Below are 25437 nucleotides of genomic sequence, written 5' to 3' on the forward strand. Positions count from 1 at the left end.
TCCTTACAGAATACCGTTGGCGCGCGGGGAGGATGCCGGCGATGCCAGCCTGCGCGAACGCAACACCCGTGCCTTAATCAAACCGGCAGCGTCGAACAGCCAGTACAGCAATTTCGCCATCAGCAAACAGGCGCCAAAAATAAGGCAGAAGAACACCACCCGCGAGACAAACGAATCCACGCCTTCCCTCGCCAAGACGATAATGTTGAACACCGCGCCAAAACAAAAACTCTGCAATATGGCCGCCTTATAGCGGTTAGGCTCGCTTTTGCCCATTTCGTACAGCCAGTCGAACCATTTGATGACCATGCCAACCAACACGGCACCAACAGGGATGAACAGCGCGCCGCCCATCACCACCAGCGACCCGATCAGCGTCGGCGAGATCGCCAGGCCGGAATGGTTATCCAAGACTTCCCAGGTGAAATAGTTGGCGGTATTCAGCACCGTATCCGGACGGCCCGGCCACAGCCAGGCAGGAATGAACACGTAGAAGTCACGTACTATCGGTGCCAACCCCTGGAAGTCGATTTTGTCGTAATTTTGCAGCAACAACGCCAGGTTTTCCCATGGCGAGAAAGTGTCTCGCGTCAGGTAAAGGAAGGTGTAAAACGCTTCGGAACCGCTGACGTCCAGGCTGTAACGCTTTAACGCCAGCCAGAACATGCCGACGATGCCGAACACACCGGCGGCCACCAGCATCCACAGCGAAATCCAGCCGCGCACGATGCCGATAAACAAAAACAGTGAGAAAGCGATGATGATATTGGCGCGAGTGCCGCCGACAATCACGTAGGTCAGGATACCGAAGGCCACCGTAGCCGCCAGGAAGAAGAACCAGGCGCGCAGATCCTGTTTCAGGAAATACACCACCAGCATTGCCGGAATAAAGAAATAGAAGAACCGCTTGAGCGCTACGCCGGATACGTCGCTAGAGAATATCTGGCTATAGGAGTTGAGCTTGAACAACAGAAAACCGTTTTGCATGAAGAAAATGCCAACGGTGCCGATTGCCACCAGCGCCAGCAGTATCCAGGTCAGATTGGTTTCCACCCGGTTCATGGTAAATACCGGCTTGCGCGGCCGCACGCTGGGCTTGCGCAGCCGGGTTTTATAACTGACGTAATAAATCGCGTAAAACGCGGTAGCGGAGAGAATGGCGTACAGCAGGAACTCGACCGGCACCACCTCAACGTCGAACTGAAACACCAACAGACACGTCAGCGGAAAGCCGAAGTAAAACGTCAGCAAATACAGCAGGGAAAAGAACACGTTGAAGTTAAAGCGGATGCGCCGAAACTCCTGATAGGTCAGAGTAAGGATAAACAGCACGCCGACCAGATAGACGGCAAACAACCCGCCAAATTGCGCCAACGTCATGAGCCTTCCCCCGCAGCCAGCGCCAATGCCTGTTGCCAGCCATCAATGTAGTTTGGATTAAAGAAAGCGATCGCCTGTTTATCTACCGATGCCAGTTGGCGCTGCGCCTCGCGCACCACCGCTTCATCCAGCGAATCGCCGTAGAACAACACCGGCAAATGCTGCTCCGCCAAATCCTGCCAGAACGGGTTCTGCCGGCTGAGCACGAAGGGTACGCCGAACTGAATCAGCAAACACAGGGTACCGATACCCTGCTGGCGGTTAAAAATAAAGTAGCCGAGATCGCACTCACGCAAAATGTTCAGGTAATCGTCGAACGCCACCTGTTGCGTCAGCAACTGCAGGTTCTTGTCGCCGAACAATTGCAACCCGGCGGTACGCACCTGCTCAATGTAGGCGTCGTTGTTGGTCGGATACCCCATCGGCAGGATCACGCGCACGTCCGCACCGAACTGCTGGTGGATCGCCTTCAGCGCTTCAATGTGGCGGTTGGTGCGATCGCCGGAATTCCCGACCAGAATGGTCATTGGCCCGGCCAGGTTTTTCTCTACGCTAATGCCGGTCAAAGCCGGATCCATTCGCGTTGGAAAATACAACAGCGAGGCCGGCACGCGCGCATGGCGCTGCTGGTAATGGATCACGTCGCCGCGGGTTGCAAATACACGCGCCACCCGCCCCTGCGCGATGCGGCGCAGTAAATAGAACAGGCGAAACTTCCAGTGAGTGGCATCCTCATACAGATCCGCACCCCAGATCTGCCAGCTCACCTGGCGAGCTTTGATTTTACCGCTCAGCAGCGCCAGCCACAGCGCAGGATTAAACTGCCCATGCAGGAAGAAACGCTGATTGCGATCGGCCCGAGCGCGGGAGATAACCGCCGCCGCCAGGCTTTTCTTATCCGGGAAAGCCTCGATGCTCAGCTCGGGAAAATCGTCCAGCGCCGCTACGTCTCTGGCCGCCACCATGAAATGGCGCGTCTGTTCGGGCGGCAGGCGCTTCGCCAGCACGTCGTTGAAGAAACGCAACACAGTCTGATTGTGATGCGGGATATCAGATCCCAATACGTGAATCAGTATGGTCATACTCGTCTACGATAAAGAATAAATACGCAGCTACAGAGCGCGAAATACACGATGTAGGTTGCCATATAGGCCTGTGCCGCACCCAGTGCACCGTGCAGCGGTATCAGCCAGTGCGAAAACAGCGTCAACAGCAGAAACTGGCTGACTTCCGTCAGGATGTAAAAACGCAGCGACGCCTTGGCGATAACCAGGTAGCCAAAGACATAAGCGCCCACCTTAAGTACATCCCCCACCAGTTGCCAGGCGAACAAATCGCGCATGGCGACGAACTTGTCCGTGAACAGCAACCAGATGGCGAAATCGCGCAGCAGCCAGACGGTAAAACTCGCCGCCGCCACGGCGGGCAGCACAAACTTCAGGGAACGCACAATCTCTTGCGAGATGGCGTTTTTGTCCTTCAGGCGCGACAGCGTCGGCAACAGATAGACGGTAAACGAAGCGGTGATAAACTGCAGATAAGCGTCGGAAATGCTGCTGACGCCCTGCCAAATCCCCACCTCATCCCAACTGTAATGGCTGGCCAGCAGGTTACGCATCATCACATAGGCCACCGGCAACGTCACTGAGGTAATCAGCGCCATAATGGTGAACTTGCCGAGATGACTGGCCAGCGCCTTGTCCCAGGCCAGCGCCAGATAGCGCAGCGGCAAGGTCTTGCGCCGCCACAGCATAAAGCCGGCGGGCAATACCACCAATGCCGGCACCAGCGCCAACCCCGCGAGCGCGCCTTCATAGCCGCCCAGCTTAAAGCACAGGTAGTACGCCACCACGCCAATCAGGCTGCCGCCAATCACCGCCAACGCGTTGCCCATCGCATCGCGGTAGCCTTTCAGCACCGCCATAAACAGGTTGGCGTAGGCGATACCCATTTGAATAAAGGCCACCGCACGCACCACGTTCACATATTCGGCGTGGCCGAACAGCGCAATGCTGATGGGAACTGCCGCGAATAAAAACACCAGCGCCAACAGCGTCGAGAAGCCCAGTACGATAGTCGACGCCGTACCGACCGCCAGCCGCAACCGCTGCGGATCCTGATGATACTCGGCGACGTATTTAGTGATGCCGTTGAAAATCCCGGCGCCGGACAGCACGCCCAGCACGGTAATCAGTTGGCGGAAGTTACCCGCCTGCCCAACGCCGCTGGGGCCAAACGCTACCGCCAGCAATTTCACCACCAATAACCCCACGCCAATTTTGATCAGCGTGGAGCCGGCGGTCCAAATCGATGCTTTTGCCAACGACATGTCAGGCGAAGAAACTAAGAATGGTATTGATCACCGTACGCTGATTAACATCAGACATATTGTAGAACAGCGGCAGGCGCACCAGGCGCGCGCTTTCCTGGCTGGTGAAGCGGTCTTCGCCGGCAAAACGGCCGAAGCGATCGCCCGCCGGGCAGTCGTGCAGCGGAATGTAATGGAACACCGCCATGATTTCGGCTTCTTTCAGATAATCGATAAACGCCGTGCGGTCGTCAATATCGCGCAATTTGATATAGAACATGTGCGCATTTTGCACGCAGTCCGCCGGAATGGTCGGCAATACGATACGGCCGGCCTCGGCCAGCGGCAGGAGGCTACCGTAATAGTTCTGCCATAGTGCCAGGCGGCGCTGGTTAATGCGATCGGCAGCCTCGAGCTGGCCCCACAGGTAAGCGGCCTGCAGATCTGACATCAGGTAGCTGGAACCGATATCGCGCCAGGTGTACTTGTCGACCTGACCACGGAAGAACTGGCTGCGGTTGGTGCCTTTCTCGCGAATGACTTCCGCCCGGTCGATCAGCGCCGGGTCGTTAATCAGCGTGGCACCGCCCTCACCGCCTGCGGTGTAGTTTTTGGTTTCGTGGAAGCTGAAACAGCCAATATGGCCGATGGTGCCGAGCGCTTTACCTTTATAGGTCGACATCACGCCCTGAGCGGCATCTTCCACCACGTACAAGTTGTATTTTTTCGCCAGCGCCATGATGGTGTCCATCTCGCAGGCCACGCCGGCGTAATGAACCGGCACAATGGCGCGGGTCTTATCGGTGATCGCCGCTTCGATTTTGCTCTCATCGATGTTCATGGTGTCCGGACGCAGGTCGACAAACACCACTTTAGCGCCGCGCAGCACAAAGGCGTTGGCGGTTGAAACAAAGGTGAAGCTCGGCATGATCACTTCATCGCCCGGCTGAATATCCAGCAGGATCGCCGCCATCTCCAGCGAGGCGGTGCAGGACGGCGTCAGCAGTACTTTCTGGCTGCCAAAACGCTGCTCCATCCACTGCTGGCAACGACGGGTAAAACCTCCATCGCCACACAGTTTGCCGCTGCTCATTGCAGCCTGCATATACTCAAGTTCGGTGCCAACAACCGGTGGTGCGTTAAATGGGATCATGTTTTCCTCTGTATAACCAATACGAGGTGCTTTCGATAGCGGCACCCTGTCGTTGATAGAGCCGTAACGCGGCGATATTACCTATCTGGGTGGCGACCCGCAGGCGCTGCAGCGACCGGCATTCTGCGATAGCAGCCGCCATCAATCGGGAGCCAATCCCTTTGCCGGATGCGCCGGGAAATGCCGCCAGCAAGCCTATTCGCGCCTCCTGGCCACCGATATCACGCAGGCTGACAAACCCTTCAGGCTGCCCGGCTTCGTCCAGCGCCAGCAGGCACTGGTGGTCAAATGTCCCCAATACCGCTTTTTCTATCCACATAGCATAGAAGCGGCCGCTGTCATGCACGTCATACCAGGGCGCACGAAAACGGCTGGCGGTGAACACCTTGGCCGCTGCCGCACGCAACGCCGGGATATCGCCCGGCACTGCCGGGCGAATGGCCCGTGGCGGCACGCTCTGGGATGATGCACATTCCGTACCGATATTCAGTACCAGATCGACTTCGCCTTCAACCAGTTGAAAGCCCAACCTGGCCAATCCATCCGCCCAGGCCGTTTGATGCGCAGGAATTTTGGCCTGCACCAATGCGTAGGCGTTCAAATCGGCTTCAGCGAGTATGGGGGCTACCGCGGCAAAACCGAGCTTTGCGCTGTTAAGGGCAAAAAACTCGGTTTCCCAGGCCAAGGGTTCAATACTGGCGCGGACGTGCATGCAATAAATCCAGCAGGTACTTGCCGTAGCCGGTTTTGAGCAACGATTGCGCGGCGCGTTTCACACCGTCATCGTCCAGCCAGCCATTGCGCCAGGCGATCTCTTCCAGGCAGGCAATTTTAAAGCCCTGACGTTTTTCCACTGTCTGCACAAAGCTGCTGGCTTCCAGCAGGCTATCGTGCGTGCCGGTATCCAGCCAGGCGAAACCACGGCCCAGCAGCTCGACGGTCAGTTCACCACGCTCCAGGTACATCTGGTTAATGCTGGTGATTTCCAGCTCGCCGCGCTCGGAAGGTTTCACCTGTTTGGCGAACTCCACCACCTGATTGTCGTAGAAATACAGGCCTGTCACCGCCCAATTGGATTTAGGTTGTTGCGGTTTTTCCTCGATCGACAGGGCGCGGAAGTTATCGTCAAACTCCACTACGCCGAAGCGCTCAGGATCCATTACCTGATAGCCGAACACGGTAGCGCCTTGCGTGCGGGCAGCGACAGTTTTCAGTTTCGGGCTAAAGGCTTGCCCAAAGTAGATATTATCACCCAGCACCAGGCAGCTCGGTTCACCGGCCAGGAATTCTTCACCAATCAAAAATGCCTGTGCCAGGCCGTCCGGGCTGGGTTGTTCGGCATAGCTGAGAGTAATGCCGAACTCTTCTCCGGTGCCCAGCAAGCGTCTGAACGAGGGTAAATCTTCCGGGGTGGAGATGATCAGAATGTCGCGGATCCCCGCCAGCATCAGCACCGACAGCGGATAGTAAATCATCGGCTTGTCGTATATAGGCAGCAGTTGCTTGGATACGCCACGGGTAATCGGGTGCAGGCGTGTGCCGGAGCCGCCCGCCAGAATAATACCTTTCATACTCACTCCAGACTCCACAGGGCCCCCAAACGGCAGCGGCCTCGCTAAATTTAGTCGGATAAACCTAAGCGTTCACCCGCATAAGAACCGTCCTGAACGCGGCGCCACCAGGTTTCATTGTTCAGATACCAGGAAACCGTTTTGCGGATGCCGCTCTCAAAGGTCTCCTGTGGTCGCCAGCCCAGTTCCCGGTCAATTTTCCCGGCATCGATCGCATAGCGCATATCATGGCCCGGGCGATCCTTGACGTAAGTAATCAGGTCGCGGTATTTCGTCACGCCCTGCGGCTTGTTCGGGGCCAGCTCTTCCAACAGATCGCAGATGCTGTGTACCACCTCGATGTTCTTGCGCTCGTTGTGACCGCCGATGTTGTAGGTTTCACCTACCACACCTTCGGTAACAACCTGGTACAACGCGCGCGCATGGTCCTCAACATACAGCCAATCGCGTACTTGCGCGCCGTCGCCATATACCGGCAATGGCTTGCCGGCAACGGCATTCAGGATCACCAACGGGATCAGTTTCTCCGGGAAGTGATACGGGCCGTAGTTATTGGAGCAGTTAGTGACGATGGTCGGCAGACCGTAGGTTCGCAGCCAGGCGCGCACCAGATGATCACTGGAGGCTTTAGAGGCCGAATACGGGCTGCTCGGCGAGTAAGGCGTGGTTTCCGTGAACAGATCGTCCGTGCCGTGCAGATCGCCATACACTTCGTCGGTGGAAATGTGGTGAAAGCGGAAATTCTGCTTCTTCTCCGCGTCCAGCGGCTGCCAATACCGGCGGGCCGCTTCCAGCAGGGTGTAGGTCCCCACCACGTTGGTTTCAATAAATGCCGCCGGGCCGTCGATCGAACGGTCAACATGGCTTTCCGCCGCCAGGTGCATAATTACATCCGGCCGATACTGGGCAAAAACCCGATCCAACGCTGCGCGATCGCAGATATCCACCTGTTCAAACGAATAGCGTTCGTTATCGGCAATCACCGCAAGCGACTCCAGATTGCCCGCGTAAGTGAGCTTATCTACCACCATGACGCTGTCCTGCGTGGCTTCAATGATATGCCTCACGACGGCGGAGCCAATAAAGCCGGCGCCTCCAGTGACTAAAATACGTTTCAACGCCATACCCCTTTGGTATCCACTACCCAGGATTGTGTAATCTCTTCCGGCTTGATCGCCTTGAATTGCTTATGGTCGACCAGCATGACGATCACATCCGCCTGCTGCAAGGCATCGGCCAACCCTTTCAGCGTCACGTGACCGGCCAGAGATTTCGGCAACTGTTCAACATTGGGTTCAACCACCAATGTTTCGCCAACGTGCCAGTCGGCAATCAGATGCGCCACTTCCACCGCCGGGCTTTCGCGCAAATCGTCGATATTCGGCTTGAAGGCCAGACCGAAACAGGCAATTTTCACTTCTGAAGCGCGCTTGTCGGTGGCCGCCAGACAGTCGGCAACGGCGGCTTTCACACGGTCAACCACCCACAGCGGTTTTCCGTCATTCACCAGACGCGCGGTATGGATCAGGCGCGCCTGCTGCGGATTTTGCGACACGATAAACCACGGATCGACCGCGATGCAGTGGCCACCGACGCCAGGACCTGGCTGCAGGATATTCACCCGCGGATGGCGATTCGCCAAACGGATAAGTTCCCAGACGTTGATGCCCTGCTCGGCGCAAATCAGCGACAGCTCATTCGCAAAAGCGATATTCACGTCGCGGAAACTGTTTTCGGTCAGTTTGCACATCTCGGCGGTGCGTGAATTGGTCACCACACATTCGCCTTCAAGGAAAATCTTGTACAACTCGCTGGCGCGATCCGAACATTTTGGCGTCATGCCACCAATAACGCGATCGTTCTGAATCAGCTCAACCATCACCTGCCCCGGCAGCACACGCTCCGGGCAGTAAGCGATATTCACATCGGCGGCTTCACCTGCCTGCTGCGGGAAGCTGAGATCGCTGCGCGCCTCGGCCAACCACTGCGCCATCTGTTCGGTAGCCCCCACCGGGGAGGTGGACTCCAGGATAACCAGGTCACCCTTTTTCAGTACCGGCGCCAGTGATTTGGCGGCAGCCTCGACATAAGCCAGATCGGGCTCATGATCGCCTTTAAACGGCGTCGGCACCGCGATCAGAAAAGCATCCGCGGCCAAGGGTTTGGTCACCGCCTGCAGATAACCGCCGTCGACGGCCTCTTTAACCACTTTATCCAGATCGGGTTCAACGATATGAATCGCACCGCGGTTAATGGTATCTACCGCATGCTGGTTAACATCTACGCCGACCACTTTTTTCTTGCGAGAGGCAAATGCCGCCGCCGTTGGCAGACCGATATACCCCAGGCCGATAACCGAAATAGTGTTAAAACTCATAGTGTCACCTGATGATTCTTCAAAGCTGCGAGAATACGCTGGCAGGCATGCCCGTCACCGTAAGGGTTATGCGCCCGACTCATGGCGTGATATTCCTTTTCATCCGTCAACAACCGGGTCACCGCATCAACAATTTTAGCCACGTCAGTGCCGACCAGGCGGACCGTACCCGCATCCACCGCCTCCGGCCGTTCGGTAGTGTCACGCATGACCAGCACAGGTTTACCCAACGACGGCGCTTCTTCCTGGATACCACCGGAGTCGGTCAGAATCATATAAGCGTTAGCCATCAGATACACAAAGGGCAAGTAATCCTGCGGATCGATCAGGATAATGTTATCAATCCCTTTCAGAATGCGGTTGACCGGTTCGCTTACGTTCGGGTTGAGATGCACCGGGTACACCACCTGTACGTCTGGATGAGTACGGGCGATTTCTGCCAACGCGCTGCAAATCCGCTCAAACCCGCCGCCGAAGCTTTCGCGACGGTGGCCCGTCACCAGGATCAATTTCTTGCTGGCATCCAGGAATGGGTAGCGCTGCGCCAGGCCGTCATGCACGGCGGCATCACCCATTACCCGGTCGCGAACCCAGAACAGCGCATCGATAACCGTGTTGCCGGTCACGAAAATATGATCGTCCGGCAACAGTTCGCGCAACAGGTTCTGGCGTGAATTTTCCGTCGGTGCAAAATGATACATCGCCAGATGACCGGTCAGCTTGCGGTTGGCCTCTTCCGGCCATGGCGAGTACAGATCGCCGGTGCGCAAGCCCGCCTCCACGTGTCCAACCGGGATGCGCTGATAAAAAGCCGCCAGGCTGGTCGCCAGTGTGGTAGTTGTGTCACCGTGGACCAGCACCACATCCGGCTTGAATTCTTCCAAAACGCCTTTCAGGCCTTCCAAAATGCGGCAGGTAATCTCACTCAGTCCCTGACCGGGTTTCATGATGTTCAGATCGTAATCCGGCACGATTTCAAATAACCGCAATACTTGATCCAACATCTCACGATGCTGTGCCGTTACGCAGACTCTTGATTCAAAGGCTTCATCCTGAGCCAGGGCATGTACCAGCGGTGCCATTTTGATGGCTTCAGGTCTGGTGCCGAAAACAGTCAACACTTTCACAGCGAATCTCTTTTGGTCGGTTAGCCGCAGGCATACCTGCGAATTGGGCGCTCACACGCCCATAAGCGAATTATTATATTATTTTTAATTACGCGGGCGGCGCACCAGGGCAATACCTGCGCCAACCAAAGCGCCCATCGCGCCCCACATGATCAACCAGAATACCCGCCGCGGGCTGTCACGTTTTACCGGTTCTTCCGGGGTCCGCAAATAGCGGTAAGTCTGAAATTTCTCGTCCAGAGTCGGGCCAACATTCAATGTCGACAGCATCGCACGATTTTGGTCGTAATCCAGATCGTAGGTTGGCCCTGAAGCCTGCAGCCCTTCCAGTCGCGCCTGCAGCATAGGTTTCCCCAGCAGGAACAGATCGGAATCCGGCAATTGTTCGGCCGGCGTGTCGGTTTGAGTCCGGCTGATACCCTGCGTATCGGCAATTTTCAACGCCTGCTCAATAGTGTTCAGTTCGCGCTTGTAAACCGCATCCGCCACCGCCTCCTGACGCTTCACCTGCGCTTTCATCGAGGTAGTGCGGGCAGCCCATGCGCCCTGGATTTCTTCATTCAGGTGCTGGGCTGCGCGATGGCTGGCAAATGCCACGTACTGGCGCAGCAGGTGATTGGCGTCCGCCGCAGTTTCCGCCGTCAGCTTCACGCCGTCGTTCGGCACTTTTTTGTCATCGCGCGGCGTAAACTGAACGTTGTTAATCAGTTCATCAAGCAATGCCGCATCTGCACGCGCATCACCTTCCTGACGCTGTTTGTAATAATCGCTCTGCAGCCAGAAATCGCGACGCGTATCGTATGCCGCCAACTGCATAATAAATTCATTATAGGCTTCGTCAGCGATACCCGGCTGCTCAGTCGAGACCGCCGGCAGAGTACGCACATCCAGATTTCGCAGGAATTGCTGCTGGGAATAATAACCCCCCAGTGCATTCACGGTTGGCCGATCGGTAATCGCCGCCGCACTCCATTCCTGTTTCACCAGGTAGGATACGACCAGCGCAATCACCGCGAACAATGCCGCCATGCCGATAATCCATTGCTTGCCGCGCCACAGGGTACGGCACAAGCCGCGGATATCGAGTTCGTTATCCACCGCCGGGATATTCTTGTCAGACGTTGTTTCTGGATTCATCACTGCCCAAAAGCCTCTGGTTAAGATACTTGCTTATTGTCGGTCGAACGCCGTAAGCGGCGCTTGATACGCTTAATGTAACGTGCAACACGCCAGGCGCGTTTGATGCAATAACCGTACAAGAAGAAAGCAAGCAAGAACAATGCCAACATTACCCATTCAGGGACAAAAGTAAGACGTTCGCCAAGCACGCCAATCGCCGCCAGCAGCGCTGCCGCCAGGGTAATCAGTACGAAAGCCTGTCGCGGCGTAAAGCCTGCACGCATAATCAGATGGTGAATGTGTTGACGATCGGGGGAGAAGGGGCTCATCCCCTTGCGTAAGCGACGGTACATGATCGCAATCATGTCCATCAGCGGAATAGCGATAATCCACAGGGCGGTAACGGGATTGATGGAGTGGACCTTACCCTGCGAGCTTTGCAGCAACAGCCAGATGGCGGTGAAGCCGATCAGCGTACTGCCCGCATCCCCCATAAATACCTTATACCGCCGGCCAAGAATGCCGAGGTTAAGCAGGATATAGGGAACGATGGTGGCGATCATCGCGAAGCACCAGAAAGCCAAATCAGAATGGCCGCTCAGATACAGCAGAACACCCAGCGCACCGAAGGAAACGCACGAAAGCCCGCCCAGCAGGCCGTCAATGCCGTCCACCATGTTAAAGGCGTTGATGGCGGCCCAAACGGCAAACAGCGTGACCAGATAGCCGAAAGGCCCCAGCTGCATTTCCCAGTCACCCAGCACATGGCCGAAACTGCGCAGATAAAGACCGGCGAAAACCATCATCGCGATGCCGACCAAAGCCTGAACCAGAGCACGAATTTTCACGCTGATATCGAAACGATCGTCGAGAGCACCAACGAACACCAATATACCCGCACAGGTCAGGTAAAGTTTGCCGTGCGCAATCGTTTGGTCAGAGATAAGGAAGGCAAAGCACAGCCCGGCATAAACGGAAATACCGCCGACAAGAGGAATTAACCCCTGATGACGCTTACGGTAATTAGGTTTATCAACCAGACCAATACGTTTTGCTGCTTTACGGGCAACAAAGAGAAACGCCAAAGAAAACAGGAAAACAAATAGAATTTCAGTACTCATAGTGAGTAAGTTCACAGTTAACAGATCTCTGTAGAAGATAAGGCAGCTTAACACGGGCGACAGGTTGCGCCACGGGCTCCCGCTACCTTTCAGTCATTTCCTATGACAACAGCCATTCATTCTTACGCCAATGTGTGTATCCGCCGTTTCGACAGCAACAAAGCGCGAACGGCAAAGCGCCGACCGCAAATAAGATGAATTCTCAGTAAGTCACAAAAAACTTACATTTCCATTTCTGTTACTTATCGTATCCGCCAAATGCAAAAAACGCCACGACTAGGCGTGGCGTTCTCTGAGTTTTTTACTCAATTATGAGCGCATCGTCATTATGAGCGCTTCATCATATCGAAGAATTCATCATTGGTCTTGGTCATGGCCAACTTGTTAATGAGGAACTCCATCGCATCAATCTCGCCCATTGGGTGAATGATTTTACGCAGGATCCACATTTTTTGCAGTTCTTCAGACGTGGTGAGTAACTCTTCTTTACGGGTACCGGAGCGATTGTAGTCGATCGCAGGGAATACGCGCTTCTCGGCGATTTTACGCGCCAGGTGCAATTCCATGTTGCCGGTACCTTTAAACTCTTCGTAGATAACCTCGTCCATTTTGGAACCGGTATCTACCAGCGCAGTAGCGATGATGGTCAGGCTACCGCCCTCCTCAACGTTACGTGCCGCACCGAAGAAACGCTTAGGACGATGCAGGGCGTTGGCGTCCACACCACCGGTCAGCACTTTACCGGAGGCAGGCACAACGGTGTTGTAGGCACGTGCCAAACGGGTGATGGAGTCAAGAAGGATGATAACGTCTTTCTTGTGCTCAACCAGGCGCTTGGCCTTCTCGATCACCATTTCCGCAACCTGGACGTGACGGGAAGCCGGCTCGTCAAAGGTAGAGGCGATGACTTCACCCTTCACCAGACGCTGCATCTCGGTCACTTCTTCCGGACGCTCGTCGATCAGCAGCACCATCAACACGCAGTCTGGATGGTTGTAGGCGATGCTCTGCGCAATGTTCTGCAGCAGCATGGTTTTACCGGCTTTCGGTGGAGCAACAATCAGGCCACGCTGGCCACGGCCAATCGGAGAAGCCAGGTCCAGCACGCGCGCCGTCAGATCTTCGGTTGAACCGTTGCCACGTTCCATCCGCAGACGGGAGTTGGCATGCAGCGGGGTCAAGTTCTCGAACAGGATCTTGCTGCGGGCGTTTTCCGGTTTGTCGTAGTTGACTTCATTAACTTTCAACAGGGCAAAATAGCGCTCGCCTTCTTTTGGCGGACGAATCTTACCGGAAACGGAGTCACCTGTACGGAGGTTGAAACGGCGGATTTGGCTAGGGGATACGTAGATGTCGTCGGGGCCTGCAAGGTAGGAACTGTCTCCAGAGCGGAGGAAACCAAATCCATCCTGCAATATCTCCAACACGCCATCGCCGAAGATATCTTCTCCACTTTTCGCATGCTGCTTAAGGATGGAGAAGATAATGTCCTGCTTGCGCATACGGGCAAGGTTTTCCAGCCCCATATTTTCGCCGAGAGTAATCAGCTCAGAAACCGGCGTATTCTTTAATTCGGTAAGATTCATAGTGGTGGGTTCTTAAACTCGGGGTGTGTCTCGAACTGCTATCGTGAATGGTATGGCAGCGTGATACGTGCCTGTTTACTGGACGTTCGACCACCGGGCGCTGAGCTGTCACGGTAAGAAATGGCTTACAAGAGACGCGCGCATTGACGGTTTAAGATCGAAGGTACCTTAAAATTGATTTTGCAAAACCGTTTGACTGCTAAAACACGGGTTGAGTTCATTTTACTGTCAACACCAGCGGTTCAGCACAGAGTATAGCTTTAGATTCAAACTCTTTAGATTTAAAACTTCGGGCAAGTTCTATATGCAGTGTGGCTAAACTTAACACGCTTATTGGCAGGCGTCTAGCGGTGAATTTAAATCCCCGCCAGACGCCTGAATATCCCCATTGCCTCTGAAGCTACAGCCTATTGGCTACAGCTTTGATCCCACAGGATATAGGGCGTTACGCCCGATTACAGATTCGCGTTAAGGAAGTCTTTGAGCTGGCCTTTGGACAGCGCACCCACCTTGGTCGCAGCCACTTCACCGTTTTTGAACAGCAGCAGCGTCGGGATACCGCGGATACCGAACTTAGGTGCGGTTGCCGGGTTTTGGTCGATATTCAACTTGGTGATAGTCAACTTGCCTTCGAACTCAACGGCAATTTCATCCAGGATCGGAGCAATCATCTTGCACGGCCCACACCATTCAGCCCAGAAATCGACCAGGATTGGCCCTTCAGCTTGTAGCACGTCGGTGTTGAAGCTGCTGTCAGTCAGGTGAATAATTTTATCGCTCATGTTCTACTCCACAGGATTATGTCTACCTTGTTGGTGTAGCATTAACCAACCTAAGGTGATTTTATTTCACCGCGTTTATTTCAACGGATGTGCTTTCGTAAAGCAATAGTTAGCTGATATTCTACCACACTATGAGCAAAACACACTTGACCGAACAGAAGTTTTCCGACTTCGCCCTGCACCCGTTAGTCCTTGAAGCCCTTGAAAAAAAAGGGTTTCACCATTGCACGCCTATCCAGGCGTTAGCATTGCCGCTCACGCTCTCCGGGCGTGACGTTGCAGGTCAGGCGCAAACCGGTACCGGAAAGACGCTGGCATTTTTAGCGTCTACTTTTCACTATTTGCTTTCTAACCCGGCGAAACAGGGTCGCCAGACCAACCAGCCGCGCGCCTTGATCATGGCGCCAACGCGTGAACTGGCGGTGCAGATCCACTCCGATGCGGAAGCCCTCTCCCAGTCCACCGGCCTGAAACTGGGTCTGGCGTACGGCGGCGACGGCTACGACAAACAGCTGAAAGTGCTGGAAAGCGGCGTGGATATCCTGGTAGGCACCACCGGTCGTTTGATCGATTACGCCAAACAGAACTACATCGATCTGGGCGCGATCCAGGTTGTGGTGCTGGATGAAGCCGATCGCATGTACGATCTGGGCTTTATCAAAGACATTCGCTGGTTGTTCCGCCGCATGCCTGCGGTCGATCAACGCCTGAACATGCTGTTCTCCGCCACCTTGTCCTATCGCGTACGCGAACTGGCTTTCGAGCAGATGAACAACGCTGAATATGTTGAAGTGGAACCGGAACAAAAAACCGGCCATCGCATTCAGGAAGAACTGTTCTATCCGTCCAACGAAGAAAAGATGCGCCTGCTGCAGACGCTGATCGAAGAAGAGTGGCCGGACCGCTGCATCATCTTCGCCAACACCAAGCACCGCTGTGAAGACGTCTGGGGCCATTTGGCGGCCGACGGTCACCGCGTTGGCCTGCTGACCGGCGACGTGGCGCAGAAAAAACGCCTGCGTATTCTGGAAGACTTCACCAAAGGCAACCTCGATATTCTGGTCGCCACCGACGTCGCCGCCCGCGGCCTGCACATCCCGTTGGTCACGCATGTGTTCAACTACGATCTGCCTGACGACTGCGAAGACTATGTTCACCGTATCGGCCGTACCGGTCGTGCCGGCGAAAGCGGCCATTCCATCAGCCTGGCCTGCGAAGAGTACGCGCTCAACCTGCCGGCGATCGAAACCTATACCGGCCACAGCATTCCGGTGAGCAAGTACAACAGCGACGCGTTGCTGACTGACCTGCCTGCACCGAAACGCCTTGCGCGTCCACGCGGTGGCAACGGCCCACGCCGTAATTCCGCGCCGCGTCGTGGCGGCGGTGCGCCACGCAATAACCGCAAACGTCCAGGCTGATAACCATGCTCAGTTCCAGCACGCTCTATGCCGCTATCGACCTCGGCTCCAACAGCTTCCACATGCTGGTGGTGCGAGAAGTGGCCGGCAGCATTCAGACCCTGGCGCGCATCAAGCGTAAAGTGCGTCTGGCGGCCGGGCTGGATCAGAACAATCACCTGTCGCATGACGCCATGCAGCGCGGTTGGCAATGCCTGAAGCTGTTCTCCGAACGCTTGCAGGACATCCCCCGTGCCCAGATCCGCGTGGTCGCTACGGCCACGCTGCGCCTGGCGTCAAATGCCGATGAATTCCTGCAGACCGCCGAGCAAATTCTCGGGTGTCCGATCCAGGTGATCAGCGGCGAGGAAGAAGCGCGTCTGATTTATCATGGCGTTGCCCATACCACTGGCGGGCCGGACCAGCGTTTGGTGGTCGATATCGGCGGTGGCAGCACCGAGTTGGTCACCGGTACCGGCGCTCAGGCCGCCCAGCTATATAGCCTGTCTATGGGCTGTGTCACCTGGCTGGAGCGTTTCTTTAGCGATCGTAATCTGGGGCAGGATAATTTCGAACGCGCCGAACAGGCCGCGCGCGAAATGGTGCGCCCTATAGCGCCGCATCTGCGTCAGCACGGCTGGCAAATCTGCGTCGGGGCTTCAGGCACCGTACAGGCACTGCAGGAAATCATGGTGGCGCAAGGCATGGATGAGCGCATCACCCTGCCCAAGCTGCGTCAGTTGAAACAGCGCGCCATTCAATGCGGCAAGCTGGAAGAGTTGGAAATCGAAGGCTTGACGCTGGAACGCGCACTGGTGTTTCCAAGCGGGCTGTCGATCCTGCTGGCGATTTTCCAGGAGCTGGGCATTGAAAGCATGATGCTGGCCGGCGGCGCGCTTCGCGAAGGACTGGTCTACGGCATGCTGCATTTGCCGGTTGAACAAGATATCCGCAGCCGCACCATTCGCAATCTGCAACGGCGCTACCTGTTGGATACCGAACAGGCCGAACGAGTCAGCCAACTGGCTGCCAACTTCTCGCAGCAGGTGAGCAACGAGTGGCAACTGGACGCACGATGTCGCGAGTTATTGCACAGCGCCTGCCTGATCCACGAAATCGGCCTCAGCGTTGATTTCAAGCAGGCACCACAACATGCCGCTTACCTGATCCGCCATCTGGATTTACCCGGTTTCACACCGGCGCAAAAAAAGCTGTTGGCTACGCTGTTGCAAAACCAGAGCAACCCTATCGATCTGCCGCTGCTGAGCCAGCAAAACGCCCTGCCGCCGCGCATGGCGCAACGTCTATGCCGCATTTTGCGACTGGCCATCATTTTTGCCAGCCGGCGCCGCGACGACACGCTGCCTGCGGTACGCCTTCGCGCCAATAACGATGACGAGCTGACGGTGATCCTGCCGTCGGGTTGGCTGGAACAGCACCCGCTACGTGCAGAGGCGCTGGATCAGGAAAGCCACTGGCAAAGCTATGTGCACTGGCCACTGATGCTGGAAGAACAACGTTGATATGACAAGGGCGCCAAGCGCCCTTTCTTTTTAGCCTTCACCTTTGGCCTTGGCCAGCTGCGCGCGAATATTGGCCAAATGGCTCTGCCCTTTTTGCATGCGCTCCTGCGGGCTGACCACCTTACGTTCGCTTTCCCACGCCAGATCATCTTGCGGCAATTCCAGCAAGAAACGGCTCGGTTCCGGCCGCACCAGCTCGCCATATTGGCGGCGCTCGCGGCACAGAGTGAAAATCAGCTCTTTTTGGGCGCGGGTGATCCCTACATAGGCCAAACGCCGCTCTTCATCGACATTATCCTCGTCGATGCTGCTCTGATGCGGCAATAATCCTTCCTCCATCCCCACCAGGAACACATAAGGAAACTCCAGCCCTTTGGAGGCGTGCAGCGTCATCAATTGAACCTGATCCAGCTCTTCATCGCTTTCACCGCGTTCCATCATGTCCCGCAGGGTAAAGCGCGTCACCACCTGGGTCAGCGTCATTGGCTCATCCAGCTCGCTACCTTCGAGCATTTCCGTCATCCAGCCAAACAAGGTGTTGACGTTTTTCATGCGCATTTCGGCGGCTTTCGGGCTGGGTGACGTTTCAAACAGCCAACTTTCATAGTCCACGCCGTGGATCAGGTCGCGCACCGCGGCCACCGGTTCACGCTCCGCCAGTTGGGCGATACCGTCCAGCCAGTGGGTAAAGCGCTGCAAAGATTCCAGCCCGCGGCCAGTCAGATGCTGGCTCAGACCCAGATCGAAACTGGCGCGGAACAGGCTTTTGTTACGCTGATTGGCCCACTCACCCAACCTTTGCAGCGTCGCCGGGCCAATCTCACGCTTTGGCGTATTGACGATACGCAGGAAAGCGCTGTCGTCATCCTGGTTGGTCAGTACGCGCAGATAGGCCAGCAAATCCTTGATTTCCGGCCGCGAGAAAAACGAGGTGCCGCCGGAAATCTTGTAAGGAATGCGGTTCTGCATCAGCATTTTTTCGAACAGCCGCGACTGGTGGTTACCGCGATAGAGAATCGCATAATCGCCATAATTGGTTTTCTTCACAAAGTGGTGGGCAATCAGTTCGCCTACCACCCGCTCGGCCTCGTGATCCTCGTTATTCGCAGTCACCACTTTCAGCTCTTCACCGTAGCCCAGCTCGGAAAACAGCCGCTTTTCAAACACGTGCGGATTATTGGCGATCAGAATATTCGCCGCTTTCAGAATGCGTTCGCTGGAACGGTAGTTCTGCTCCAGCTTGATCACCTGCAGCGCCGGGAAATCTTCCTTCAGCAACACCAAGTTTTGCGGCCGCGCACCGCGCCAGGAATAGATCGACTGGTCATCATCCCCTACCACGGTAAAGCGCGCGCGATGACCCACCAGCAGTTTTACCAGTTCATACTGGCTGGTGTTGGTGTCCTGATACTCATCCACCAACAGATAACGAATACGATTCTGCCAACGCTCGCGCACTTCTTCATTACGCTGCAGCAGTAAGGTCGGCAACAGGATCAAATCGTCGAAATCCAGCACGTTACACGCCCTCATATGGGCGTGATACAGGCCGTAGCAATGCGCGAACAGCTTGTCACGCTCGGAACGCGCCAGCTCCATCGCCTTTTTGGGGTCGACCAGGTCATTTTTCCAGTTGGAGATAGTGGAAATCAACTGCGCCACCAACGTTTTGTCGTTCTCCAGCCACTTTTCAGTCAGCTCTTTCAACAACGCCAGCTGATCCTGATCGTCAAACAGCGAGAAGTTGGACTTCATCTCCAGCGCAGCGTATTCACGCTTGATGATTTCCAGGCCCAACGTGTGGAAAGTAGATATCATCAGCCCACGCGCTTCTTTGCGCCCCATGGTTTGCGCCACACGCTCTTTCATCTCGCGCGCCGCCTTGTTGGTAAAGGTCACGGCAGCGATATGCCGCGCCTGATAACCACAGTTGTGGATCAGGTGAGCGATTTTATTGGTGATGACGCGCGTCTTGCCGGAACCGGCACCGGCCAGCACCAGGCAAGGCCCGGTAACGAATTCGACGGCTTGTTGTTGGCTGGGATTTAATCGCATGGCGCTTTATTGCTCGGCTTTATCACGTGGAAGAGGATTGTAGCAGAAAGCGCCGATGAGATTTAACGGGTATACTCGGCGCAATTTCTATATCGATAAGGCAATACCATGGCAAAGACGGCGTGCGCCCTGCACATTTTGGTAGATAATGAAAAACTGGCCAACGATCTGCTGGCCAAGCTGAAGCGCGGCGTCAGCTTCGACACGCTGGCGCGCAAATACTCCAGTTGCCCGTCAAAGCGCAACGGCGGTGCCTTGGGCGAATTCAACAAGGGCACCATGGTGGCGGCCTTTGATAAAGCGGTGTTCAGCATCCCGCTGCTGAAGCCTTATGGCCCGGTGAAAACCCAGTTCGGCTACCACATCATCAAGGTATTGTACCGCAACTAAGGGGGCAAGCCGCCCCCTTCGCTTTTACTGTGCGCTGGTTTCCGGAGCCGGAGCGGTGTCGGTCGGTTTGACCTCTTCCGTCACCACGGCCGGCGCAGGTGCCATAATGCCGTTGTAGGTTTCCTGCAACTGCTTCATGCTCATTTCCGGCTCGCCCTTCGGCTGCATCAATACCAGCGTCGCATCCTGCGAGAGCTGAAGCTTCAGCTCCTGGTTCAATGCTTCCAGCGTTAATCCGGACAGGAACTCCTGACGCAGTTTCTGATATTGCTCGGGCGCGATGTCCACAACACCGCTTTGTTGCGAACGCAGACGCTGGCTCATCAGCACGTCGGTGTCGGTGCGAGCATAGGTGGCAAACAGCTTGCTCAGTTGATCGTTTTTCTGCGCCAACAGGCCGTTAAACTCCTCCTGCGACAGCCCATTGTTACGCACGCCGACCAATTCGCGGGCGATAAAACCCAGGCTGTTGTTCAGATTGTTGTTCGGCGTATCAAGGTGAATCGCGCACTGGGCACGCTGGTACTGCACGCGGCAATCAAAGCCCAAATGCAGGTTTTTCTGATCGCTCTTTTCCAACACCTGCTGAAGGTGCCAGAACAGCGCCTCGCGGGCGATATCGCTGCGCCAGTAACGGCTAAGGTTCTGCGAATCGCGGATCGGATGCCACGGCGCGTCCCACATGATCGACAAGGTATCCTGCTTCACCTGATCGCCGATCAGGCTGACCGGCTGCGGCGGCAACGGTGTCAGCGTCGGCATGGTGGCAGGCGTTTCACGTTTCCCTTTCAGCGGCGAGAAGGCTTTGTTGATCTGCTCGCCCAGGCTGCGGCTGTCCACTTTACCCACCACATACAGGGTCATCGCGTCCGGTGTATACCATTGCTGATAGAACTTCTTCAGTTGATCGACATTCACCGGCCGTTTCACCAACTGGGCCGGATCGTGCGCCAGCAGCGTCGAGCCTTTCAGGCGATAGCGCCACCAGGCATCTTTGGGGTTTGGCGGGAAAGTGCCGACCGGGTCGACGCTGGAGTTCACTACCGCATGCACGGTATGTTCGTCGATCGCCAGCTTGCCCGTGGTATCGGAAAGCCACGCCAGCGCTTCTTTCAGCAAATCTGGGCGGTTATTCGGCAGACTGAGATTATAAAGGGTGAAATCATAAGAGCTGATTGCCGGCGGCAAAGGCCGCTCGCTGTCCACGCTCTGCTGCCACAGCGAACGCAACTGCGGTGGCGTAAAGCTTTCACTGCGTGCCAGCGACAGGCGTGGCAGCAGGTGGGCAAAACCGATCTGCTGGGAAGACTCCACCAACGAGCCGGTATTGACCATCAACCGCAGCTCGACGCGATCGCTCGGTCGCTGCGGCGTATCAAGTATCTGCCATGAAAACCCGTTATCGAGCTTACCCTGCTGCCAGGCAGGATCGGGTTGTAGTGCTTCAGCCTGCACGCTGCCGTTGGCTACAGCCAACAGCAGCCCACCCACTATGAGATGAATTCTGGTGCCCTGCATGTGAACCCCTACTTAATTACTATCCAATTTCTGTATACAAATGCGGATATTCCATTCACCGGAATATTAGGCTGTGTCGTACAGCCTACAAATACGCCCTGAGTTTCACAGTGGGGCGGAAAGCAGAAAGTGTACCACTCTGTTAGACCGCACGCCTTTGCGGATGTCACTCATTGAAGTGAAAAATAATGGATAGTCGGGTTTTTAATGCAAGAATTCTTTACTCGGGGGAATAAAACATCACCGGCTACGGCCGCAGCCGGTGTTTTGAAGCTAAAATCAGGCGGAAGGCAGTGTTTTATCGGCACCGTTACCGTGCTTGTTGGACAAGGTGTCTTTCAGCTGTTTTTCATCCAGCTGTTTACACCATTTCGCCACCACCACGGTTGCCACGCCGTTACCGACCAGGTTGGTCAGCGCGCGGGCTTCGGACATAAAGCGGTCAATACCCAGAATCAGCGCCAGGCCGGCCAGTGGCAGGTGGCCCACGGCGGAAATGGTGGCAGCCAGCACGATAAAGCCGCTACCGGTCACCCCTGCAGCCCCTTTCGATGACAGCAACAGCACCACCAACAGGGTCACCTGATGCATGATATCCATATGGGTATTGGTCGCCTGAGCGATAAATACCGCTGCCATGGTCAGGTAGATCGAGGTGCCGTCCAGGTTAAAGGAATAGCCGGTCGGGATAACCAGCCCCACCACCGATTTTTTACAGCCCAGCTTCTCCATTTTGTCGAGCATGCGCGGCAGCACCGACTCGGAAGAAGAGGTCCCGAGCACAATCAGCAGCTCTTCTTTGATATAGCGAACAAATTTGAAAATGCTGAAACCATTGGCGCGGGCAATGGTGCCAAGCACCACCACCACAAACAGCACGCAGGTAATATAGAAGCAGGCAATCAACTGGCCGAGTTGCAGCAGCGTACCCACGCCATACTTACCGATGGTGAACGCCATCGCCCCGAAGGCACCCAGCGGCGCCAGGCGCATGATCATATTGATGATGCCGAAAATAACGCGCGAGAAGCTGTCGATCACGTTGAAGATCAATTGGCCTTTGTCACCCAGACGATGCAGGGCGAAACCGAACAGCACGGCAAACAGCAATACCTGCAGAATGTTGCCGCTGGCGAAAGCGCCAATGACGCTGCCGGGAATGATGTCCAGCAGGAATGGAATGATACCCTGCTGCTGGGCCTGTTCGGCGTATACCGCCACCGCTTTGGCATCCAGCGTGCCCGGATCTATGTTCATCCCCGCGCCCGGCTTCACCACGTTGACGATCAGCAGGCCAATCAGCAGCGCCAGGGTGCTGACAATTTCAAAATAGAGCAGCGCGATCGCACCGGTGCGGCCTACGGCCTTCATGCTCTCCATACCCGCAATGCCGGTCACCACGGTACAGAAAATCACCGGCGCGATGATCATTTTAATCAGCTTAACGAATCCATCGCCCAGAGGTTTCATCTGTGCGCCAATATCAGGATAAAAATGGCCAAGCAGGACGCCCAGCGTAATCGCCGTCAGCACCTGAAAATAGAGGCTCTTAAAGATAGTGATTTTCATATGAACATCCTTTGGGGGGGAAGACACGCACCAGGCGGTAGTCTAGTTATCTCGCCTGTTCATCGCTTGCGCGGAAAATAACACCCACATAACAACATGGAAATAATTTGTTGCAGCCACAGACACATGTTGATACGAATTTAAGAGCTGAAACGCGTCAGCTAGAATGCAAGGCGGCGAATTGCGTAACTATTTCTTTGCACTAACGCAAAAGGGGTAGCTGATAATCAACGTTTTTTTGGCAGGATATTCAACGGGCGACGCACACGTCGCCCGAAACGAAAGACACAAGTGCCGGGCTTAAGCCGAGGGTTGGCAGAACTGAGATTCAAACTCCGCGCGCGGCAACGGGCGGGCAAACAGGAACCCCTGACCGCTGTGAATGCCGTGCTGCAACAGCCAATCGCGCTGCCCGGCATTTTCGACCCCTTCAGCCATTACCGGCAGATGCAGCACCTCAGAAATGGAACTGACGATGCGCACCATCGCGTCATCCGCCGGTAACCCCTGAATAAAGCTCTTGTCGATTTTAATCAAATCGATCGGCAGGCATTTCAGGCGGTTAAGGTAATTAAGGCTGGAATATCCCATGCCAAAATCGTCCAACGCAATCGACAACCCCAGATCGTGCAATTCCCGCAACAGCGCCAGCGCACGATCGAGATCGTCGATGCGCACCGTTTCGGTAATTTCCAGCAGCAGCTTGCGTGGGTCGATATGATGCTGCGCCAGCACGCTCTTCAGGTGCGGAATAAAGTTTTCATGCTGCATCTGGATGGCGGAAATGTTGACCGCCAGCGGCAACGTAATGCCTCTGGTTTGCCAGTCCGCCAGAATGCGGCAGGACTCTTCCAGCACCCAGTTGCCGAGCGGCACGATCACGCCAAGCTCCTCGGCCAACGGAATGACGTCTGCCGGCAGAGTAAAGCTGCCGTCGTACTGCTGCCAACGCAGCAGCGCCTCGGCGCCGATCACCGCATTGGACTGCATGTCCATCTGCGGCTGTAAAAACAGGGTGAAACGGCGTTGATCGATGGCGTGCAGAATTTCACTTTCCTGCGTCAGCCGTTTTTGGGTGCGCTCCGTCAGGCTCGGCTCAAAGAACAGGATCTGGTTTTTGCCTTCACGATGCGCCGACATCATCGCCGAAGTGGCGCTGCGCAGCAGCTGTTCCGCACTCTCACCCACATTGAGATAGTGGGCGATACCGATGCTGGCGCTTGGCCGCAACGGCATTTCCTGCAGGCTCAGCGGCGCATTGATTTGCGCCATAATGCGGCGCGCCAACTGCATGGCGTGGAACGGCCGCTCAACGCCTTTGGCCAAAATAGCGAACTCGGTGTTGCTCAGTTGCGCCAGTACGCCGTTTTCATCAATACACTCACGCAGCTTCTTTGCCAACGTCAGCAACAGCGCTTCGCGCATCGCCGGGTTGAGCACGCCGGATGCCTCATGCAGCGTCTCAATGCCAATGACCAGCAGGTTAAAGCGATCGGGCCGCAGGCTGGAGGCGATATGCTGTTCCAGCAGAGCGGTAAACAACGCCTGGTTAGGCAGCTCGGTTACCGGATGGCGCGTGCTCAGACGGCTCATCTCGGCATAGGCTTTAGCCAGCCGCTGCTGATTGCGATTGTAGTTGCGCACCAGCAACCCCAGCTCATCGTCCTGGTGCAGGGCCGGCAGCATCAGTTGGTGATAAGGCGCTTCATCTTGCGAAATATTTTCCAGCTCTTTCGCCATTGCGCGCAGCGGATGCACCATCAACCGGTTCATACACCAGCTGATAGCGACCGACAGAATCAACGCCAGCAGCAAATAGGTCGACAGCATGGTCGACAACATGCTGAGAATGAATTGGTACATGCGGAACGAATCGGCCTGCAGCACCAGATAAGCCAGAGGCTGCGGGTTGGCCGGCACGCGCTCCAGCGAATAGAGCGGAACGGAAATTTGGATCGGCAGCTCGAAGAGACGGGCGATTAACGTAGGTACCGGACGTTCCGGCGGGAAGTTGGCGTGCAGTGCCTGAAACTCATTCGGCAGCACGATATCCGCACGGGTCAGAATGCCCACCGGCAACAGGGTATTCAGCACCCGTTTGGTTTCCGGCACATCCATGCGCAGCACGGCCTCCGCCAGCGGTTGCCGCACGGAATGAGCAATGTTTTCCAGTTGCTGGGCATAGTCATCCCTGCGCTGCTGCACAAAATGGAATAACTGGATCACGATAAATATGCAGATCGTCACCAGCGCCACACCGGACACCGTTGCCATCTGTTTAATCGTTAATGAACGCCTGACCCGCAAACCTGCTCTCCGCTAATTCGGGCTGAAATAAAAAAGAGGTTAAGAAGTATCCTACCCCCCTTCGGACCGGTCCGAGTATACTCGATTGTCTGCTGTTTTTATCTTGCCATACTCATGGCAGAACCAAGAAAACTGCGGGTTTCAGTCTTTT

The 25437-nt window shown here is 55.6% G+C and carries 20 protein-coding genes; 3 read left to right on the forward strand and 17 right to left on the reverse strand.

Going from position 1 to position 25437, the window contains the following annotated elements; all coding sequences use genetic code 11:
• Positions 1–3 precede the first annotated feature (3 nt).
• From wzyE to trxA, 13 genes are all read right to left on the reverse strand, one after another.
• Positions 4–1380, reverse strand: coding sequence for an ECA oligosaccharide polymerase (gene wzyE, locus D4100_RS15060; protein WP_065505708.1), 1377 nt, complete (start codon positions 1378–1380; stop codon positions 4–6).
• Positions 1377–2462, reverse strand: a complete 1086-nt coding sequence (locus D4100_RS15065; RefSeq protein ID WP_065505707.1) for a TDP-N-acetylfucosamine:lipid II N-acetylfucosaminyltransferase — start codon at positions 2460–2462, stop codon at positions 1377–1379. Before D4100_RS15065 ends, wzyE begins: the two co-directional genes overlap by 4 nt.
• Positions 2459–3709: a lipid III flippase WzxE gene (wzxE, locus tag D4100_RS15070; RefSeq protein WP_119804672.1), complete on the reverse strand. Its 1251-nt coding sequence runs from the start codon at positions 3707–3709 to the stop codon at positions 2459–2461. Before wzxE ends, D4100_RS15065 begins: the two co-directional genes overlap by 4 nt.
• Position 3710: 1 nt before the next feature.
• Positions 3711–4841 carry a dTDP-4-amino-4,6-dideoxygalactose transaminase gene (rffA, locus tag D4100_RS15075; protein WP_119804673.1) on the reverse strand — a complete coding sequence of 377 codons (1131 nt, stop codon included), beginning with the start codon at positions 4839–4841 and terminating at the stop codon, positions 3711–3713.
• The gene (gene rffC, locus D4100_RS15080; RefSeq protein WP_119804674.1) at positions 4828–5553 is read right to left on the reverse strand and encodes a dTDP-4-amino-4,6-dideoxy-D-galactose acyltransferase; all 726 of its coding nucleotides are present in this window, start codon (positions 5551–5553) and stop codon (positions 4828–4830) included. The genes rffA and rffC overlap by 14 nt, the downstream gene beginning before the upstream one ends.
• Positions 5531–6412, reverse strand: coding sequence for a glucose-1-phosphate thymidylyltransferase RfbA (gene rfbA, locus D4100_RS15085; protein WP_119804675.1), 882 nt, complete (start codon positions 6410–6412; stop codon positions 5531–5533). The genes rffC and rfbA overlap by 23 nt, the downstream gene beginning before the upstream one ends.
• Before the next feature lie 50 nt (positions 6413–6462).
• Positions 6463–7536 (reverse strand): dTDP-glucose 4,6-dehydratase, encoded by a 1074-nt coding sequence (rffG, locus tag D4100_RS15090; protein WP_193395137.1) that lies wholly within the window; start codon positions 7534–7536, stop codon positions 6463–6465.
• Positions 7527–8789, reverse strand: coding sequence for a UDP-N-acetyl-D-mannosamine dehydrogenase (wecC, locus tag D4100_RS15095; protein WP_065505702.1), 1263 nt, complete (start codon positions 8787–8789; stop codon positions 7527–7529). Before wecC ends, rffG begins: the two co-directional genes overlap by 10 nt.
• On the reverse strand, positions 8786–9916 hold the full coding sequence (gene wecB, locus D4100_RS15100; protein ID WP_065505701.1) for a non-hydrolyzing UDP-N-acetylglucosamine 2-epimerase: 1131 nt from the start codon (positions 9914–9916) through the stop codon (positions 8786–8788). The genes wecC and wecB overlap by 4 nt, the downstream gene beginning before the upstream one ends.
• An 84-nt stretch (positions 9917–10000) precedes the next feature.
• On the reverse strand, positions 10001–11053 hold the full coding sequence (gene wzzE / locus D4100_RS15105) for an ECA polysaccharide chain length modulation protein (RefSeq protein ID WP_065505700.1): 1053 nt from the start codon (positions 11051–11053) through the stop codon (positions 10001–10003).
• Positions 11054–11073: 20 nt separating this feature from the next.
• Positions 11074–12171 carry a UDP-N-acetylglucosamine--undecaprenyl-phosphate N-acetylglucosaminephosphotransferase gene (wecA, locus tag D4100_RS15110; protein WP_119804676.1) on the reverse strand — a complete coding sequence of 366 codons (1098 nt, stop codon included), beginning with the start codon at positions 12169–12171 and terminating at the stop codon, positions 11074–11076.
• 311 nt (positions 12172–12482) lie between these two features.
• The gene (rho, locus tag D4100_RS15115; RefSeq protein WP_004950874.1) at positions 12483–13742 is read right to left on the reverse strand and encodes a transcription termination factor Rho; all 1260 of its coding nucleotides are present in this window, start codon (positions 13740–13742) and stop codon (positions 12483–12485) included.
• A 455-nt stretch (positions 13743–14197) separates the two neighbouring features.
• On the reverse strand, positions 14198–14524 hold the full coding sequence (gene trxA / locus D4100_RS15120; protein WP_065505698.1) for a thioredoxin TrxA: 327 nt from the start codon (positions 14522–14524) through the stop codon (positions 14198–14200).
• Between the two features lie 131 nt (positions 14525–14655).
• Here trxA and rhlB point away from each other — a divergent pair, with 131 nt between their 5' ends.
• Positions 14656–15945, forward strand: coding sequence for an ATP-dependent RNA helicase RhlB (gene rhlB / locus D4100_RS15125; protein WP_119804677.1), 1290 nt, complete (start codon positions 14656–14658; stop codon positions 15943–15945).
• 5 nt (positions 15946–15950) lie between these two features.
• Entirely contained in the window at positions 15951–17447 is a 1497-nt protein-coding gene (gene ppx, locus D4100_RS15130; protein WP_065505696.1) for an exopolyphosphatase, read from the forward strand.
• A gap of 30 nt (positions 17448–17477) precedes the next feature.
• Here the strand turns inward: ppx and rep are convergent, their stop codons facing one another.
• Complete coding sequence (rep, locus tag D4100_RS15135; RefSeq protein WP_065505695.1) at positions 17478–19502, reverse strand: DNA helicase Rep; 2025 nt, start codon at positions 19500–19502, stop codon at positions 17478–17480.
• A gap of 108 nt (positions 19503–19610) precedes the next feature.
• Here rep and ppiC point away from each other — a divergent pair, with 108 nt between their 5' ends.
• Positions 19611–19892, forward strand: coding sequence for a peptidylprolyl isomerase PpiC (gene ppiC, locus D4100_RS15140; RefSeq protein WP_004950862.1), 282 nt, complete (start codon positions 19611–19613; stop codon positions 19890–19892).
• Between the two features lie 24 nt (positions 19893–19916).
• Here ppiC and D4100_RS15145 read toward each other — a convergent pair whose 3' ends face one another.
• The 3 genes from D4100_RS15145 to hmsP all read right to left on the reverse strand — a co-directional run bounded on the left by D4100_RS15145 (position 19917) and on the right by hmsP (position 25286).
• The gene (locus tag D4100_RS15145) at positions 19917–21410 is read right to left on the reverse strand and encodes a M16 family metallopeptidase (protein ID WP_119804678.1); all 1494 of its coding nucleotides are present in this window, start codon (positions 21408–21410) and stop codon (positions 19917–19919) included.
• 279 nt (positions 21411–21689) lie between these two features.
• On the reverse strand, positions 21690–22979 hold the full coding sequence (locus tag D4100_RS15150) for a dicarboxylate/amino acid:cation symporter (protein ID WP_119804679.1): 1290 nt from the start codon (positions 22977–22979) through the stop codon (positions 21690–21692).
• A gap of 300 nt (positions 22980–23279) precedes the next feature.
• On the reverse strand, positions 23280–25286 hold the full coding sequence (gene hmsP / locus D4100_RS15155) for a biofilm formation regulator HmsP (RefSeq protein WP_119804680.1): 2007 nt from the start codon (positions 25284–25286) through the stop codon (positions 23280–23282).
• Between the last annotated feature and the right edge of the window lie 151 nt (positions 25287–25437).

The sequence above is a fragment of the Serratia inhibens genome (genome assembly GCF_003591175.1).
Classification (GTDB): Bacteria; Pseudomonadota; Gammaproteobacteria; order Enterobacterales; family Enterobacteriaceae; genus Serratia; species Serratia inhibens.